The organism is Nocardioides ureilyticus, from assembly GCF_051280745.1.
GTDB lineage: Bacteria > Actinomycetota > Actinomycetes > Propionibacteriales > Nocardioidaceae > Nocardioides.
Genome location: NZ_JBNCOG010000010.1, coordinates 74,352 through 89,417 on the forward strand (window position 1 = coordinate 74,352; position 15,066 = coordinate 89,417).

General features: G+C 68.7%; 26 protein-coding genes. All 26 read right to left on the reverse strand.

Features of this window, described 5'->3' with window-relative positions:
• Positions 1 to 23: 23 nt before the first annotated feature.
• Positions 24 to 1,034 carry a TerC family protein gene (locus ACSMHG_RS07720; protein WP_435743367.1) on the reverse strand — a complete coding sequence of 337 codons (1,011 nt, stop codon included), beginning with the start codon at positions 1,032 to 1,034 and terminating at the stop codon, positions 24 to 26.
• Between the two features lie 169 nt (positions 1,035 to 1,203).
• On the reverse strand, positions 1,204 to 2,022 hold the full coding sequence (map, locus tag ACSMHG_RS07725; RefSeq protein WP_435743370.1) for a type I methionyl aminopeptidase: 819 nt from the start codon (positions 2,020 to 2,022) through the stop codon (positions 1,204 to 1,206).
• 109 nt (positions 2,023 to 2,131) lie between these two features.
• Complete coding sequence (locus ACSMHG_RS07730; RefSeq protein WP_435743372.1) at positions 2,132 to 2,707, reverse strand: adenylate kinase; 576 nt, start codon at positions 2,705 to 2,707, stop codon at positions 2,132 to 2,134.
• Complete coding sequence (secY, locus tag ACSMHG_RS07735; RefSeq protein ID WP_435743374.1) at positions 2,704 to 4,008, reverse strand: preprotein translocase subunit SecY; 1,305 nt, start codon at positions 4,006 to 4,008, stop codon at positions 2,704 to 2,706. Before secY ends, ACSMHG_RS07730 begins: the two co-directional genes overlap by 4 nt.
• A gap of 202 nt (positions 4,009 to 4,210) precedes the next feature.
• Entirely contained in the window at positions 4,211 to 4,651 is a 441-nt protein-coding gene (gene rplO, locus ACSMHG_RS07740; RefSeq protein WP_435743376.1) for a 50S ribosomal protein L15, read from the reverse strand.
• A 1-nt stretch (position 4,652) separates the two neighbouring features.
• Entirely contained in the window at positions 4,653 to 4,835 is a 183-nt protein-coding gene (gene rpmD / locus ACSMHG_RS07745; RefSeq protein WP_165228353.1) for a 50S ribosomal protein L30, read from the reverse strand.
• A complete protein-coding gene (gene rpsE, locus ACSMHG_RS07750) occupies positions 4,835 to 5,455 on the reverse strand; it encodes a 30S ribosomal protein S5 (protein ID WP_435743378.1) in 621 nt (206 codons plus the stop codon). Before rpsE ends, rpmD begins: the two co-directional genes overlap by 1 nt.
• A gap of 37 nt (positions 5,456 to 5,492) precedes the next feature.
• Positions 5,493 to 5,876 (reverse strand): 50S ribosomal protein L18, encoded by a 384-nt coding sequence (rplR, locus tag ACSMHG_RS07755; RefSeq protein WP_435743380.1) that lies wholly within the window; start codon positions 5,874 to 5,876, stop codon positions 5,493 to 5,495.
• Entirely contained in the window at positions 5,876 to 6,415 is a 540-nt protein-coding gene (gene rplF, locus ACSMHG_RS07760; protein ID WP_435743382.1) for a 50S ribosomal protein L6, read from the reverse strand. Before rplF ends, rplR begins: the two co-directional genes overlap by 1 nt.
• 30 nt (positions 6,416 to 6,445) lie before the next feature.
• A complete protein-coding gene (rpsH, locus tag ACSMHG_RS07765; protein ID WP_166195670.1) occupies positions 6,446 to 6,853 on the reverse strand; it encodes a 30S ribosomal protein S8 in 408 nt (135 codons plus the stop codon).
• Between the two features lie 73 nt (positions 6,854 to 6,926).
• Positions 6,927 to 7,112, reverse strand: a complete 186-nt coding sequence (locus ACSMHG_RS07770; protein WP_011757321.1) for a type Z 30S ribosomal protein S14 — start codon at positions 7,110 to 7,112, stop codon at positions 6,927 to 6,929.
• A gap of 1 nt (position 7,113) precedes the next feature.
• Complete coding sequence (rplE, locus tag ACSMHG_RS07775) at positions 7,114 to 7,686, reverse strand: 50S ribosomal protein L5 (protein WP_435743387.1); 573 nt, start codon at positions 7,684 to 7,686, stop codon at positions 7,114 to 7,116.
• On the reverse strand, positions 7,686 to 8,045 hold the full coding sequence (gene rplX / locus ACSMHG_RS07780; RefSeq protein ID WP_435743389.1) for a 50S ribosomal protein L24: 360 nt from the start codon (positions 8,043 to 8,045) through the stop codon (positions 7,686 to 7,688). Before rplX ends, rplE begins: the two co-directional genes overlap by 1 nt.
• A 3-nt stretch (positions 8,046 to 8,048) precedes the next feature.
• Entirely contained in the window at positions 8,049 to 8,417 is a 369-nt protein-coding gene (rplN, locus tag ACSMHG_RS07785; RefSeq protein ID WP_116570784.1) for a 50S ribosomal protein L14, read from the reverse strand.
• A 97-nt stretch (positions 8,418 to 8,514) separates the two neighbouring features.
• Positions 8,515 to 8,790: a 30S ribosomal protein S17 gene (gene rpsQ, locus ACSMHG_RS07790; protein ID WP_166195674.1), complete on the reverse strand. Its 276-nt coding sequence runs from the start codon at positions 8,788 to 8,790 to the stop codon at positions 8,515 to 8,517.
• The gene (rpmC, locus tag ACSMHG_RS07795) at positions 8,787 to 9,032 is read right to left on the reverse strand and encodes a 50S ribosomal protein L29 (RefSeq protein WP_435743392.1); all 246 of its coding nucleotides are present in this window, start codon (positions 9,030 to 9,032) and stop codon (positions 8,787 to 8,789) included. The genes rpsQ and rpmC overlap by 4 nt, the downstream gene beginning before the upstream one ends.
• The gene (gene rplP / locus ACSMHG_RS07800; protein ID WP_137065147.1) at positions 9,032 to 9,451 is read right to left on the reverse strand and encodes a 50S ribosomal protein L16; all 420 of its coding nucleotides are present in this window, start codon (positions 9,449 to 9,451) and stop codon (positions 9,032 to 9,034) included. Before rplP ends, rpmC begins: the two co-directional genes overlap by 1 nt.
• Before the next feature lie 3 nt (positions 9,452 to 9,454).
• Entirely contained in the window at positions 9,455 to 10,297 is an 843-nt protein-coding gene (gene rpsC / locus ACSMHG_RS07805) for a 30S ribosomal protein S3 (protein ID WP_435743395.1), read from the reverse strand.
• Positions 10,297 to 10,734: a 50S ribosomal protein L22 gene (rplV, locus tag ACSMHG_RS07810; RefSeq protein ID WP_435743397.1), complete on the reverse strand. Its 438-nt coding sequence runs from the start codon at positions 10,732 to 10,734 to the stop codon at positions 10,297 to 10,299. The genes rpsC and rplV overlap by 1 nt, the downstream gene beginning before the upstream one ends.
• Positions 10,731 to 11,012 carry a 30S ribosomal protein S19 gene (rpsS, locus tag ACSMHG_RS07815; protein ID WP_090969263.1) on the reverse strand — a complete coding sequence of 94 codons (282 nt, stop codon included), beginning with the start codon at positions 11,010 to 11,012 and terminating at the stop codon, positions 10,731 to 10,733. Before rpsS ends, rplV begins: the two co-directional genes overlap by 4 nt.
• A gap of 5 nt (positions 11,013 to 11,017) precedes the next feature.
• Positions 11,018 to 11,854 carry a 50S ribosomal protein L2 gene (rplB, locus tag ACSMHG_RS07820; protein ID WP_435743400.1) on the reverse strand — a complete coding sequence of 279 codons (837 nt, stop codon included), beginning with the start codon at positions 11,852 to 11,854 and terminating at the stop codon, positions 11,018 to 11,020.
• A 32-nt stretch (positions 11,855 to 11,886) separates the two neighbouring features.
• Positions 11,887 to 12,192 (reverse strand): 50S ribosomal protein L23, encoded by a 306-nt coding sequence (gene rplW, locus ACSMHG_RS07825; protein ID WP_435743402.1) that lies wholly within the window; start codon positions 12,190 to 12,192, stop codon positions 11,887 to 11,889.
• The gene (gene rplD / locus ACSMHG_RS07830; protein WP_435743404.1) at positions 12,189 to 12,860 is read right to left on the reverse strand and encodes a 50S ribosomal protein L4; all 672 of its coding nucleotides are present in this window, start codon (positions 12,858 to 12,860) and stop codon (positions 12,189 to 12,191) included. The genes rplW and rplD overlap by 4 nt, the downstream gene beginning before the upstream one ends.
• Before the next feature lie 2 nt (positions 12,861 to 12,862).
• The gene (rplC, locus tag ACSMHG_RS07835; RefSeq protein WP_435743406.1) at positions 12,863 to 13,537 is read right to left on the reverse strand and encodes a 50S ribosomal protein L3; all 675 of its coding nucleotides are present in this window, start codon (positions 13,535 to 13,537) and stop codon (positions 12,863 to 12,865) included.
• Between the two features lie 11 nt (positions 13,538 to 13,548).
• Entirely contained in the window at positions 13,549 to 13,857 is a 309-nt protein-coding gene (rpsJ, locus tag ACSMHG_RS07840) for a 30S ribosomal protein S10 (RefSeq protein ID WP_139977667.1), read from the reverse strand.
• 382 nt (positions 13,858 to 14,239) lie between these two features.
• Positions 14,240 to 14,962, reverse strand: coding sequence for a tRNA (guanosine(46)-N7)-methyltransferase TrmB (gene trmB / locus ACSMHG_RS07845; RefSeq protein WP_435743408.1), 723 nt, complete (start codon positions 14,960 to 14,962; stop codon positions 14,240 to 14,242).
• Positions 14,963 to 15,066: the final 104 nt, after the last annotated feature.

Genomic DNA, 15,066 nt, shown 5'->3' on the forward strand with positions numbered 1-15,066 from the left:
CGGAACGCTCGCCGACCCAGCTCCTATTCCGAGCCGCGGTCCCCGGGCTGCGGAGCGGGCGGGGTGGAGGCGGTCGCTGCCACCTCGGCCCGCTCGTCCTTGCGGGTCTTCAGCAGGCTGGCCACGGCCGTGAGCGCCAGGGCCACGAGGATGACGCCGAGGCTCAGCAGGGTCGGCACCTCGAAGCCGATGACGTGGCCCTCGTGGAGGGCGTGGATGACGAGCTTGACGCCGATCCAGCCCAGGATGAACGCCAGGCCCAGCGAGAGGTAGACCAGGCGCTGGAGCAGCCCGCCGATGAGGAAGTACAGCTGCCGCAGACCCATCAGGGCGAACACGTTGGCCGTGAAGACCAGGTAGGGCTCCTGGGTGATGCCGAAGATGGCCGGGATCGAGTCGAGGGCGAACAGGATGTCGGTCGCCCCGAGCGCGATGATGACGATGAGCATCGGCGAGGCGTACCGGACGCCGTTCTCGCGGTAGAAGAGCTTGAGGCCCTTCCACTTGTCGCCCACGTTGAGGTGGTTCTGCGCGAAGGTCACGATGCGGGAGTCCTCGGGGTGCTCCTCCTCGTGCTTGCGGTAGGAGCGCACGAGGCTGAACGCGGTGTAGATGAGGAAGGCCCCGAAGATGTAGAAGACCCAGCTGAAGTTCGAGATCAGTGCGTAGCCGACCGCGATGAAGATGCCGCGGAAGACCAGGGCCAGGATGATGCCCACCATGAGGGCTTCCTGCTGGTACTTCCGAGGAACCTTGAGCGCCGACATCAGCACCAGGAAGACGAAGAGGTTGTCGACCGAGAGGCTCTTCTCGACGATGAAGCCGGTGAAGTAGTCGATGCCGTGCTCCTGGCCGTGGAAGGCCCAGGTCCAGACACCGAACGCCGCAGCGGCCGCCATGTACACGATGAAGGCGATCGTGCTCTCCCGCATCGATGGCTCGTGCGGCTTGCGCGCGATGATGATGACGTCGAAGAGCAGCACGGCGACCGTGACGGCGATGGTGATGCCCCACTCGAGGGCAGAGACTTCCACAGGGTTCCTCCTGATCGGACGGACGACAAAGACACCAGAGGTCTCTCCCGCCGCGTCAGCGGCCCACGGCCCCGGACCGGATCACCCGGCCGTGCTGACGGAGCCGCAGCGAAGGAATACTCCCCCCTGCGGTGGACCATCCTCGCACGTCCCCGAAGCGACGACCGCCTCAGCGGCCCCCGAACGGCACGCCGAGGTTCCTCAGGGCCTGCTCGCCGCCGTCCAGGGCGGTCAGCACCCAGGCGCCGGTCTCGGTGAGGGTGAAGGTGTGCTCGGAGTGCGCGGCCCACGAGCCGTCGTCGGTGACGACCGTCCAGTCGTCGTCGAGCACCGACACGTGCTTCCCCCCGAGCGTCACCATCGGCTCCACGGCGAGGGCCAGCCCCTGGACCAGCCGGGGTCCCCGCCCGGGCCGCCCGTAGTTCGGCACGTCGGGTGGCTGGTGCATGGCCGATCCGATGCCGTGGCCGGTGTACTCCTCGAGGATGCCGTAGCTGCCGCGGGAGCGGACGTGCTGCTCGACGGCGGCGGAGATGTCGGTGACCCGGCCGCCCAGGCGGGCGGCGGCGATCCCGTGCCACATCGCCTCCTCGGTCACCCGGATCAGCTCGGTGACCTCGGCGGGCACCTCGCCCACGGCCACGGTGATGGCCGCGTCGCCGTGCCAGCCCTCGACGATGGCACCGCAGTCGATCGAGACGACGTCGCCCTCCGCCAGCACCCGATCACCGGGGATCCCGTGGACCACCTCGTCGTTGACCGACGCGCAGATGCAGCCCGGGAAGCCGTGGTACCCGAGGAACGAGGGCGTCGCGCCGCGCGAGCGGATGCTGTCCTCGGCGATGCCGTCGAGCTCCCGCGTCGAGATCCCGGGACGGACCGCCCGTCGCAGGAGCTCGAGGGTCTCCCCCACGACCAGCCCTGCCCGCCGCATGACGTCGACCTGCTCGCGGGTCTTGATCTCGACCCCTCGGTCACGCAACCTCACGAGTCGCTCGCTCCCCACCGGGTCTCGACACGCTCGGTCGCGGCTTCGTGCCTCAGCCGCGCTCGCTGCTCAACCACCATCGACCAGGCCTTCGCGAGCTCAGCCCTGCTCAGGACTCCGCGACGGTGTCGAGCGCCGCGAAGATCCGCCGGGTGACCTCGTCGACCTCGCCCATCCCGTCGACCGTGATGAGGATGCCGCGCTCCCGGTAGACCTCGATCAGCGGCTCGGTCTGCTCGGCGTAGACCTCCTGGCGCCGGCGGATGACCTCCTCGGTGTCGTCGGCCCGACCTTCGACCTGGGCCCGCTGCAGCAGGCGCTGCACGATCTCGTCGGGCTCGACGGTCAGGCTGACGACCGCGTCCAGGGAGTGACCGGTGTGCCGGATCATCCCGTCGAGCTCCTCGACCTGCGCCAGGGTGCGCGGGTAGCCGTCCAGGAGGAAGCCCGGCTCCGCGTCCGGCTCGTCGATCCGGTTGCGGACCATCCGGTTGGTGACCTCGTCAGGGACGTACTCGCCGGCGTCCATGTAGCGCTTCGCCTCGATGCCGAGCTCGGTGCCCTGCGAGACGTTGGCCCGGAAGATGTCGCCCGTCGAGATGGCGGGGACGCCGAAGTGCTCGGCCACGAACTTGGCCTGGGTGCCCTTGCCGGCCCCCGGGGGGCCCATCAAGATCAGCCTCAACTGAGGAATCCTTCGTAGTTGCGCTGCTGGAGCTGGCTCTCGATCTGCTTCACCGTGTCGAGGGCGACGCCGACCATGATGAGGATGGACGTTCCACCGAACGGGAAGTTCTGGTTGGCGTCGATCAGCACGAGCGCGATCAGCGGGATGAGCGAGATCAGGCCCAGGTAGAGAGCACCAGGCAGCGTGATGCGGGACAGGACGTAGGACAGGTAGTCCTCGGTCGGCTTGCCCGCCCGGATCCCGGGGATGAAGCCGCCGTACTTCTTCATGTTGTCGGCCACCTCGGTCGGGTTGAAGGTGATCGAGACGTAGAAGTAGGTGAAGAAGACGATGAGCAGGAAGAACGTGATCATGTAGATCGGGTGACCACCGGTCACCAGGTACCGGTTGATCCACCGGATCACCGGCGAGGTGCTGGTCTGGTTGAACTGCACCGCCATCGCCGGGAGGTACATCAGCGACGAGGCGAAGATGACGGGGATGATGCCCGCCTGGTTCACCTTCAGCGGGATGTAGGTCGAGCTGCCGCCGAACATCTTGCGCCCGACCATGCGGCGCGCGTACTGCACCGGGATCCGGCGCTGCGCCTGCTCGATGAAGATGACCGCCGCGATGATCACCAGGCCGATGGCCAGGACCACGCCGAAGGTCCACCAGCCCTGGCCCTTCTGCACCGACCACAGGGCCGTGGGGAACGTGGCGACGACCTGGGCGAAGATCAGCAGCGACATGCCGTTGCCGACGCCGCGCTCGGTGATGAGCTCACCGAGCCACATGATCACGGCCGTGCCGGCGGTCATCGTGACGACCATGACGAGGAACGTGCTGGTGTCGTTGCTGTGCAGCAGCGGGAACTGCTGCGGGTCACAGCTGGGCAGCAGGTTGCCGGACCGGGCCAGGGCGACGATGCCCGTGGCCTGCAGCACCGCGAGCCCCAGGGTGAGGTAGCGGGTGTACTGCGTGATCTTGGTCTGCCCCGCCTGCCCCTCCTTCTTCAGCGCCTCGAGCCGCGGGATCACCACGACGAGCAGCTGCAGGATGATGCTGGCGGTGATGTACGGCATGATCCCCAGCGCGAAGACCGTGAGCTGGAGGAGCGCCCCACCCGAGAACATGTTGATCAGGGTGAAGACGCTGGAGTCCGGGACCTGGTCGAGGCAGCTCTGGACGTTGCCTACGTTGACACCGGGCGCGGGGATCTGCGACCCGAGCCTGAAGATCGTGATGATCAACAGGACGAAGAGCAGCTTGCGCCGGAGGTCCGGAGTCCGGAATGCGTTCACGAACGCGCTGAGCACGAAGTTCCTCTTTTCCCTGGCCGCCTCTCGGGATCGGCGAGAGACCGCCGGAAGCCTAACAGGCAGATGTCGCTGTCACGGCGCCGACCGGGTGGCCGACGGGTGGGTGCTGCGGAGCGCGCGACGGTGCGGGCACCGATGCGCCGAAGGGGCGCGGCCGGCCGCAGGTCAGCAGCCGAGCCGCGCCCCTTCGGGACAACGCTCACAGGACGGTCGTCGTGCCGCCTGCAGCCTCGATCTTCTCCTTGGCGGAGGCGGAGAACGCCTGGGCGCTCACCTCGACCTTCACCGTGATGTCGCCCTGGCCGAGCACCTTGACCGGGTGGCCGCTGCGGACGGCGCCGCGCGACACGAGCTCGTCGGGGGTGATGGTGCCACCCTCGGGGAACAGCTCGCTGATCCGGTCCAGGTTGACGACCTGGAACTCCACCTTGAACGGGTTCTTGAAGCCCTTGAGCTTCGGGAGCCGCATGTGCAGCGGCATCTGGCCACCCTCGAAGGCGGACGGGACCTGGTAGCGGGCCTTGGTGCCCTTGGTACCACGGCCGGCCGTCTTGCCCTTGGAGCCCTCACCGCGACCCACGCGGGTCTTGGCGGTCTTCGCTCCCGGGGCGGGGCGCAGGTGGTGCAGCTTGAGCGTCATGTCAGTCGACCTCCTCGACCGTCACCAGGTGACGGACGGTGTGGACCATGCCGCGGATCTCCGGGCGGTCCTCCTTGACGACCACGTCGCCGATCCGCTTGAGACCGAGCGTGCGCAGGGTCTCCCGCTGGTTGGCCTTGCAGCCGATCGTGGACTTCTTCTGCTGGACCTTCAGCTGCGCCATCAGGAGGACACCTCCTCGGAGACACCCGCCGGGACCTCCATGCGCGCCTTCAGCAGCGCCGCCGGGGCGACGTCCTCGACGGCGAGCCCACGCCGTGCGGCGACGGCCTCGGGCTGCTCGAGCATCCGCAGCGCCTCGACCGTGGCGTGCACAATGTTGATCTGGTTCGACGAGCCGAGCGACTTGCTCAGGATGTCGTGGATGCCGGCGCACTCGAGGACCGCACGCACCGGGCCACCGGCGATGACGCCGGTACCGGGCGACGCCGGGCGCAGCATGACCACGCCGGCCGCCTTCTCCCCCTGGACGGGGTGCGGGATCGTGCCCTGGATGCGGGGCACGCGGAAGAAGTGCTTCTTGGCCTCCTCGACACCCTTGGCGATCGCCGCGGGCACCTCCTTGGCCTTGCCGTAGCCGACACCGACCATGCCGTCGCCGTCACCGACGATGACCAGGGCGGTGAAGCTGAAGCGACGACCACCCTTCACGACCTTGGCGACACGGTTGATCGCAACGACGCGCTCGATGTAGGCGGTCTTGTCCGCACCCTGGCCGCCGCGACGATCGTCACGGTTGCCACGGCGCTCGCCACCGCGCTGTCCGCGCTGGGCTCCGCTCATGAGACTTTCCTCTTCTCTCTTCTTGCTTGTCTTGCGATCAGAAGGTCAGGCCACCCGAGCGGGCGCCGTCGGCCAGGGCCGCGACGCGACCGTGGTACTTGTTGCCGGCACGGTCGAAGACCACGCCGTCGATGCCGGCAGCCTTGGCCCGCTCGGCGACGAGCTCGCCGACCCGCTTGGCCTTCGCCGTCTTGTCGCCGTCGAAGCCGCGCAGGTCCGACTCCATGGTCGAGGCGTACGCCAGCGTCTTGCCGACGGTGTCGTCCACGACCTGCACGGTGATGTGCTTGGCGGACCGGGACACCACGAGGCGCGGACGCTCCGGCGAGCCCTCGATCTTCTTGCGGCCCCGCGCCTGGCGGCGCAGGCGCGACCGAACACGGTTCGCGGTGTGCTTGTTGTTCTTGAGCGAGATCGCCATCACTTACCAGCCTTTCCGACCTTGCGGCGGATGTGCTCGCCGGCGTAACGGACACCCTTGCCCTTGTAGGGCTCGGGCTTGCGCAGCTTGCGGATCTTCGCGGCGGTCTCGCCGACGAGCTGCTTGTCGATGCCCTGGACACCGAGCTTGGTCGGGCCCTCGACGGCGAAGGTGATGCCCTCGGGAGCGTCGAACACGATCGAGTGGGAGTACCCGAGCTGGAACTCCAGCTGGGTCGGGCCCTTGGACAGGACGCGGTAACCCACGCCCACGATCTCGAGCTTCTTCTCGTAGCCCTCGGTCACGCCGACGACCATGTTGTTGACCAGCGTGCGGGTCAGGCCGTGGAGGGACTTGCTGAGCCGCTCGTCGTCGGGGCGCTTGACGTCGAGGACGCCGTCGCCCTGCTCGACGGTGATCGGGTCGGCCACGGTGTGCGACAGGGTGCCCTTGGGCCCCTTGACCGTCACCTGCTGGCCGTTGATCGCCACGTCGACGCCGGACGGGACCGCGACGGGGAGCTTGCCAATACGCGACATGCTGTTGTTACTCCTTCGCAGTTCTCGTCGTCACCAGACGTAGGCGAGGACTTCCCCACCCACGCCCTTCTGGTTCGCCTGGCGGTCGGTCAGCAGGCCCTGGCTCGTCGAGATGATCGCGACGCCCAGGCCACCGAGGACCTTCGGCAGGCCGGTGTGCTTGGCGTAGACGCGCAGGCCGGGCTTGCTGATGCGGCGCACGCCGGCGATCGAGCGCTCCCGGTTGCGGCCGTACTTCAGCGTGATGGTCAGCGTCTTGCCGACCTCACCCTCGGTGGGCTCCTTGACCTCGAACGAGGTGATGTAGCCCTCCTGCTGGAGGATCTCCGCGACGCCCTGCTTCAGCTTGCTGTACGGCATGGAGACCGCGTCGTGGTACGCCTGGTTGGCGTTGCGCAGACGAGTGAGCATGTCTGCGATCGGGTCAGTCATCGTCATGGCCTGATCGGCCCTTTCTCTCTGTGGTTTCCCGCCCTGGGCGGGACCTTCAGGGTTTGAAGTAGAAGGTTGGTTACCAGGAGGACTTGGTCACGCCGGGCAGCTCGCCGCGGTGCGCCATCTCGCGCAGGCAGATCCGGCACAGGCCGAACTTGCGGTAGACGGCCTTCGGGCGGCCGCAGCGCTGGCAGCGGGTGTAGCCGCGGACCGCGAACTTCGGCTTGCGGGCGGCCTTGACCTTGAGGGCGGTCTTCGCCATGTCAGTTCTCCTTGAACGGGAAGCCGAGCTGCTTGAGCAGCGCCCGACCCTGGTCGTCGTTGGTGGCCGTGGTCACGATGGTGATGTCCATGCCGCGCGACCGGTCGATCCGGTCCTGGTCGATCTCGTGGAACATGACCTGCTCGGTGAGACCGAAGGTGTAGTTGCCACGCCCGTCGAACTGCTTGGGCGAGAGCCCGCGGAAGTCGCGGATGCGCGGGAGCGCGATCGACAGCAGCCGGTCGAGGAACTCCCACATGCGGTCACCGCGCAGCGTCGTGTGCGCACCGATCGGCATGCCCTCGCGCAGCTTGAACTGCGCGATCGACTTGCGGGCCTTGGTCACCAGCGGCTTCTGGCCCGTGATCGCGGTGAGGTCCTTGACCGCACCCTCGATCAGCTTCGAGTCGCGAGCCGCCTCGCCGACGCCCATGTTGACCACGATCTTCACGAGACCGGGGACCTGCATGACGTTGCCGATCTCGAACTCGCTCTGCAGCGCGGGGAGGATCTCCTCGCGGTAGCGGGTCTTCAGCCGCGGGGTGACCGCGGCGGAGGTCTGGGTCTCGGTCATCACAGCTCCTTGCCGGTCTTGCGCGAGACGCGGACGCTGCGCTCGGCCTGGTACGTCGAACCGTCCGGGCGGCGCTTGGTGACCTCGTCGCGCCGGAAGCCGATGCGGGTCACGCCGTCGCCCTCGACGAGCATCACGTTCGAGACGTGGATGGGGGCCTCGGCGGTGATGATCCCGCCGGTGCTGGAGACACCACCGGAGTTGACGGCCTTGGTGTGCCGCTTGACCCGGTTGACGCCCTCGACGATCACCCGCTGCTGCTCACGCAGCACCTGGATGACCTTGCCCTCGGCACCCTTGTCCTTGCCGGCGATCACCTTGACGGTGTCGCCCTTCTTGATGTTCACACTCTTGGCCATGGCTCAGAGCACCTCCGGCGCCAGCGAGATGATCTTCATGAACTTCTTCTCGCGCAGCTCGCGGCCCACGGGCCCGAAGATGCGCGTGCCCCGGGGCTCGCCGTCGTTCTTGAGGATGACGGCGGCGTTCTCGTCGAAGCGGATGTACGAGCCGTCGGCCCGACGGCGCTCCTTGACGGTGCGCACGACGACGGCCTTGACCACGTCACCCTTCTTCACGTTGCCACCGGGGATCGCGTCCTTCACGGTGGCGACGATGACGTCGCCGATACCGGCGTAGCGCCGACCCGAGCCACCGAGAACACGGATGCAGAGGATCTCCTTCGCACCGGTGTTGTCGGCGACCTTGAGTCGCGACTCCTGCTGGATCATCAGTTTCTCCTGGTTGTCGTGCCGGTTCTCGACGACTCACGGTCGACGAGCCTGGCCGAACTTGTCGTGGACCTCCCGCCGGTGGGCGGGGAGGGTGCTACTTGGCCTTCTCGAGGATCTGGACGACGCGCCAGCGCTTGGTGGCGGACAGCGGGCGGGTCTCCATGAGGAGCACGCGGTCGCCGATGCCGCACTCGTTGGCCTCGTCGTGCGCCTTGAGCTTGCTCGTGCGGCGCATGACCTTGCCGTACAGCGCGTGCTTGACGCGGTCCTCGACGGACACGACGACGGTCTTGTCCATCTTGTCGCTGACGACCAGGCCCTCACGGACCTTGCGGGAGCTGCGCTCCGCGGTCGGGGTCTGCTCGCTCATGCGGCACCATCCTCGTTGTCGGTGCCCGGCGCGGTCCGGATGCCGAGCTCGCGCTCCCGCACCACCGTGTAGATCCGGGCGATGTCCTTCTTGACCGAGCGGAGCCGGCCGTGGCTCTCCAGCTGGCCGGTGGCCGCCTGGAATCGGAGGTTGAACAGCTCCTCCTTGGCCTCGCGCAGCTTCGCCTCGAGGTCGACGTCGTTCAGGTCGTCGAGCTCGTGGGCCTTCGTACCGTTGGCCATCAGAATTCACCCGCCTCTCGCGAGATGAACCGGCACTTCATCGGGAGCTTGTGCATCGCGCGGCGCATGGCCTCGCGGGCGACGTCCTCGGAGACACCGGAGAGTTCGAACATGACGCGGCCGGGCTTGACGTTCGCCACCCACCACTCGGGGGAGCCCTTGCCGGAACCCATGCGGGTCTCAGCGGGCTTCTTGGTCAGCGGGCGGTCCGGGTAGATGTTGATCCAGACCTTGCCGCCACGCTTGATGTGACGGGTCATGGCGATACGTGCCGACTCGATCTGACGGTTGGTCACGTAGTGGCCCTCGACCGCCTGGATGCCGAAGTCGCCGAAGGCGAGCTTCGTGCCACCCTTGGCAACACCGGTCCGCTTCGGGTGGTGCTGCTTGCGGTGCTTGACACGACGGGGCATCAGCATGGGTCAGCCCTCCTGCGGGGTCTCGGCCGAGGTGGTGGCCTGGGCGGTGTCGCCGCCGGCCGGCGCCTCGGTCACGGCGGGGGCGTCCGCACCGCGGTCGGCGCGACCGGGACGGTCACCCCGCGAGCCGCGGCTGGGGCGGTCGCCACCACGGGTGGGACGGCCACCGCGACCGGGAACACCGGCGCGGGCGGCGGCCTGGGCCTGGCGCTCGGCACGGGTGCCGGCGACCTCGCCCTTGTAGATCCAGACCTTCACACCGATGCGGCCGAAGGTCGTGCGGGCCTCGTAGAAGCCGTAGTCGATGTCCGCGCGCAGGGTGTGCAGCGGCACGCGACCCTCGCGGTAGAACTCGGTCCGCGACATCTCGGCACCGTTGAGCCGGCCGGAGCACTGGATCCGGATGCCCTTGGCACCCGAGCGCATGGTCGTCTGCATCGCCTTGCGCATCGCACGGCGGAACTGCACACGGCCGGAGAGCTGCTCGGCGACGCCCTGGGCGACCAGCTGCGCGTCCACCTCGGGGTTCTTGACCTCGAGGATGTTCAGCTGCACCTGCTTGCCGGTGAGCTTCTCCAGCTCCCCGCGGATCCGGTCCGCCTCGGCGCCGCGGCGGCCGATGACGATGCCCGGGCGCGCGGTGTGGATGTCGACGCGGACGCGGTCACGCGTGCGCTCGATCTCCACCTTGGAGATGCCGGCCCGCTCCATGCCCTTGGAGAGCAGCTTGCGGATCGCGACGTCCTCGCCGACGTAGGACTTGTAGAGCTTGTCGGCGTACCACCGCGACTTGTGGTCAGTCGAGATGCCGAGGCGGAAGCCGTTCGGGTTGATCTTCTGGCCCATCAGGCACTCTTCCTCTTCTTCGGGGTCGCCTTCTTCTCCACGACGTCGGCCGGCTGGACGACGAGGGTGATGTGGCTCGTGCGCTTGTTGATCCGCGTCGCGCGGCCCTGGGCGCGGGGGCGCCAGCGCTTCATCGTCGGACCCTCGTCGACCTGGGCGATCGAGACGACCAGGTCGTCGCGGACCAGGCCCTCGGTCGTCGTGGCGTTGGCGATGGCGCTCTCGAGGACCTTGTAGACGGTCTCGGACGCGGCCTGCGGCGCGAACTGCAGCAGCGCGAGCGCGTCGTCGACCGGCAGGCCGCGGACCATGTCCACGACGCGGCGGGCCTTCATGGGCGTGATCCGGGTGAACCGGGCGCTGGCGAAGGCACCGGGCTGGTCGCCGAGGAGCGACTCACGGCGCGCGCTGGTGCGCTGGCGATCGGTGACACTCATCGACGGCGTCCCTTCCGGTCTTCCTTGACGTGACCGCGGTAGGTGCGGGTCGGGGCGAACTCGCCCAGCTTGTGGCCGACCATCGAGTCGGTCACGAACACCGGGACGTGCTTGCGACCGTCGTGCACGGCGATCGTGTGGCCGATCATGTCCGGCACGATCATCGACCGGCGCGACCACGTCTTGATGACGTTGTGGCTGCCCTTCTCGTTCTCGGCGTCCACCTTCTTCTGAAGGTGGTCGTCGACGAAGGGGCCCTTCTTGAGGCTACGAGGCATGTCGGTTACTTCCTACCCTTGCCGGACTTGCGGCGACGGATGATCTGGGCGTCGGAGGCCTTGCGCTTGCGCGTGCGACCCTCCGGCTTGCCCCACGGGGACACCGGGTGGCGACCACCCGAGGTCTTGCCCTCGCCACCACCGTGCGGGTGGTCGACCGGGTTCATGACGACACCGCGGACCGTCGGGCGCTTGCCCTTCCAGCGCATGCGGCCGGCCTTGCCCCAGTTGATGTTCGACTGCTCGGCGTTGCCGACCTCGCCGACCGTCGCGCGGCAGCGGACGTCGACGAAGCGCATCTCGCCGGAGGGCATGCGGAGGGTGGCGCGGCTGCCCTCACGGGCGACCAGCTGGGCGCTGTTGCCGGCCGAGCGGGCGATCTTCGCACCGCCGCCCGGACGCAGCTCGACGCAGTGGATAGTCGAGCCGACCGGGATGTTGCGCAGCGGCAGGTTGTTGCCGGGCTTGATGTCGGCGTTCGGGCCGGACTCGACCGGAGTGCCCTGGGTCAGGCCCTTCGGCGCGATGATGTAGCGCTTCTCGCCGTCGGCGTAGTGCAGCAGCGCGATCCGGGCCGTGCGGTTGGGGTCGTACTCGATGTGCGCGACCTTGGCCGGCACGCCGTCCTTGTCGTAGCGACGGAAGTCGATGATGCGGTAGGCGCGCTTGTGGCCGCCGCCCTGGTGCCGGGTGGTGATCCGGCCCTGGTTGTTGCGGCCGCCCTTCTTGGGCAGCGGACGCGTCAGCGACTTCTCCGGCGTGGTCCGGGTGATCTCGACGAAGTCGGCGACCGACGAGCCGCGACGGCCCGGGGTGGTCGGCTTGTACTTGCGGATAGCCATGGGTTCTCAGTCCTCGTTCTCAGCCAGCCCGGTCAGGAGACCGGACCCCCGAAGATGTCGATGCGGTGGCCCTCGGCGAGGCTGACGATGGCGCGCTTGGTGTCCTTGCGCTTGCCGAGGCCCGTGCGGGTGCGGCGCGTCTTGCCGGGACGGTTGATCGTGTTCACGGAGGTGACCTTGACGCCGAACACCTTCTCGACCGCGATCTTGATCTCGGTCTTGTTGGCGTCGGGGCGCACCAGGAACGTGTACTTGTTCGCGTCGAGGAGGCCGTAGCTCTTCTCGGAGACCACGGGCGCGATCAGGATGTCGCGGTGGTCCTTGTGCAGCGTGCTCACTTGGCAGCCTCCTCGGTGACAGCGTCGGCGGCCGGGGCCTCGACGACGGTCGCGGGCTTCTCGCTGGCGCGGGCGGTGCCGGTGACGAAGGCGTCGAAGGCGCCGCGGGTGAAGACCACGTCGTCGCTGGCCAGCACGTCGTAGGTGTTGAGCTGGTCGACGGCCACGATGTGCACCTCGGGCGCGTTGCGCAGCGACAGCCAGGTGACGGTGTCGGTCCGCTCGAGCACGACGAGGAAGTGGCGGCGGTCGGAGAGGCCGCGCAGGGCAGCGATGCCGGCCTTCGTCGACGGCGTGGCGCCCTCGACGAGGCCGTCCACCACGTGGATGCGGCCGTTGCGCGCCCGGTCCGAGAGGGCACCGCGCAGGGCGGCGGCCTTCATCTTCTTGGGGGTGCGCTGGTCGTACGAGCGCGGCTGCGGGCCGTGGACGGTGCCACCGCCGGCGAACTGCGGCGCGCGGGTCGAGCCCTGACGGGCGCGGCCGGTGCCCTTCTGCTTGTACGGCTTGCGGCCACCACCGCGGACCTCGCCGCGGGTCTTGGTGGCGTGCGTGCCCTGTCGGGCAGCGGCCTGCTGGGCGACGACGACCTGGTGGATCAGCGGGACGTTGACGGCAACGTCGAAGATCTCGGCAGGAAGGTCGACCTTGACGGTCTTGGCGGCCATGCTCAGGCCTCCTTGCCAGTAGAGACGGCGGAGTTCTTGACGGCCGAGCGGAGGACCACGAGGCCGCCCTTGGGGCCGGGGACGGCGCCCTTGAGCAGGATCAGGCCCTTCTCGACGTCGACGGCGTGGACGGTGACGCCCTGCGTGGTGACGGTGTCGTTACCCATCCGGCCGGACATCCGGGTGCCCTTGAAGACGTGGCCCGGGGTGGCGCAGGCGCCGATCGAGCCGGGCTTGCGGTGGTTGCGGTGGGCACCGTGCGAGGCGGACACACCCGAGAAGCCGTGGCGCTTCATGGTTCCGGCGAAGCCCTTGCCCTTGCTGGTGCCGGTCACGTCGACCTCGTCGCCGGCGGCGAAGGTGTCGACGGCCAGCTCCTGGCCCACGGCGTACGACGCGGCGTCGGACGTGCGGATCTCGAGCAGGTGGCGGCGCGGGGTGGTGCCGGCCTTGGCGAAGTGGCCCGCCTGCGGCTTGGTCACCTTGCGGCCCTCGATCTCGCCGAACCCGACCTGGACGGCGTTGTAGCCGTCGGTCTCGGGAGTGCGGACCTGGGTCACGACGTTGGTGCCCGCGGCGACCACGGTGACGGGGACGATCCGGTTGTTCTCGTCCCAGAGCTGGGTCATGCCGAGCTTGGTGCCCAGCAGCCCCTTCACGTTGCGTTCGGTAGTCATCTCGTCAGACCTCAGAGCTTGATCTCGATGTCGACGCCCGCCGGGAGGTCGAGGCGCATGAGCGAGTCGACGGTCTTCGGCGTGGGGTCGATGATGTCGATGAGGCGCTTGTGGGTGCGCATCTCGAAGTGCTCGCGGGAGTCCTTGTACTTGTGGGGCGAGCGGATGACGCAGTACACGTTCTTCTCCGTCGGCAGCGGCACGGGGCCGGCGACGCGAGCACCCGTGCGGGTGACGGTGTCCACGATCTTGCGCGCCGAGGTGTCGATCACCTCGTGGTCATAGGCCTTGAGCCTGATGCGGATCTTCTGTCCCGCCATAGGTCTCTCTCGTCCTTACTTCTCAGCTGCCGCGTGCATGTCCGGGACGTCCCCCGGTTTGGGTCGGTCCCGCCCTGGCCCCACCCCCACCGGCCGACCCCCGCGGTCGGGCGTGTCGCGGCCTCGAGGCGCAACACAGGACCGGGATCCTGCTGGTTTCTTGGTGGCACCCGACGGTTCGTCGGGCTGATCGGGTCTCCTCGTCCGGTGCGGCGCACAGCCGACCACCGAACTCACTCCAGGCCCGGCGGACCGGGGATCAGGAGACGCGATTCAGAAGTCAAGGTGTGCCGCACCCCGGCGACCCGCCGGAGCAACCGGACCATCTTGGCAGAGATCGGGACCGGGACCAAATCGCACGGGACCCGCGGACCGCGGGCGGCTACCGCCGGCGGTAGCAGAGGTCGGTGATCGCGCGGCCCGCCTCGATGCCCTTGCGCTCGAAGCGCGTGACCGGCCGCTCTCCCCACCGCTCGATGACGCCGCCCTCCAGGCCCGGCTCGGCGCCGAGGACCTCCTGCATCTGCTCGGCGTAGTCGGCCCAGTCGGTCGCGAGCCGCCAGAGCCCACCGGGGCGCAGCCGGCTGGCCGCCAGCCGGGCGAAGGCCGCGTCGACCAGCCGCCGCTTGTGGTGGCGGGTCTTGCGCCAGGGGTCGGGGAAGAAGGTCCACAGCTCCTCGACCTGCCCCTCCCCCAGCAGGTGCTCCATCGACCAGACGGCGTCGACGCCGCAGAGCCGGACGTTGGACGCCCCGGCCTCGGCCAGCTTCCAGAGCGTGTCGGCGACCCCGGGTCGCCAGACCTCGAACGCCAGGACGTCGTGCGCCGGCCGGGTGGCCGCCAGTGCCGCCGTGGCCTCCCCGACCCCGGACCCGATCTCCACGACGAGGGGTGCCTCGCGGCCGAACCAGTCGGCCAGGGCGAACCCCGGACGGTCGACGGCCTCGTCCGGGATCACCCACTTCTCGTGGTGGGCCGCCCAGGCCTCGGCCTGGCGCGGGGTGAACCGGCTTCCGCGACGCGAGTAGGACAGCACCTCCCGCATCCGCCGGCCGTCCTCGGTCAGCTTGTGGTGCGGTCGCGCCGGGGTGACAGGGCGATCCATGGTCTCCATCCCAGGTCGACGGGGGCAGGTCTCGAGACGGTTGCTGCGCAACCTCCTCGACCAGCCGGGGCGAGAATGCAGATCGGCCCCGGACCGAGTGGTCC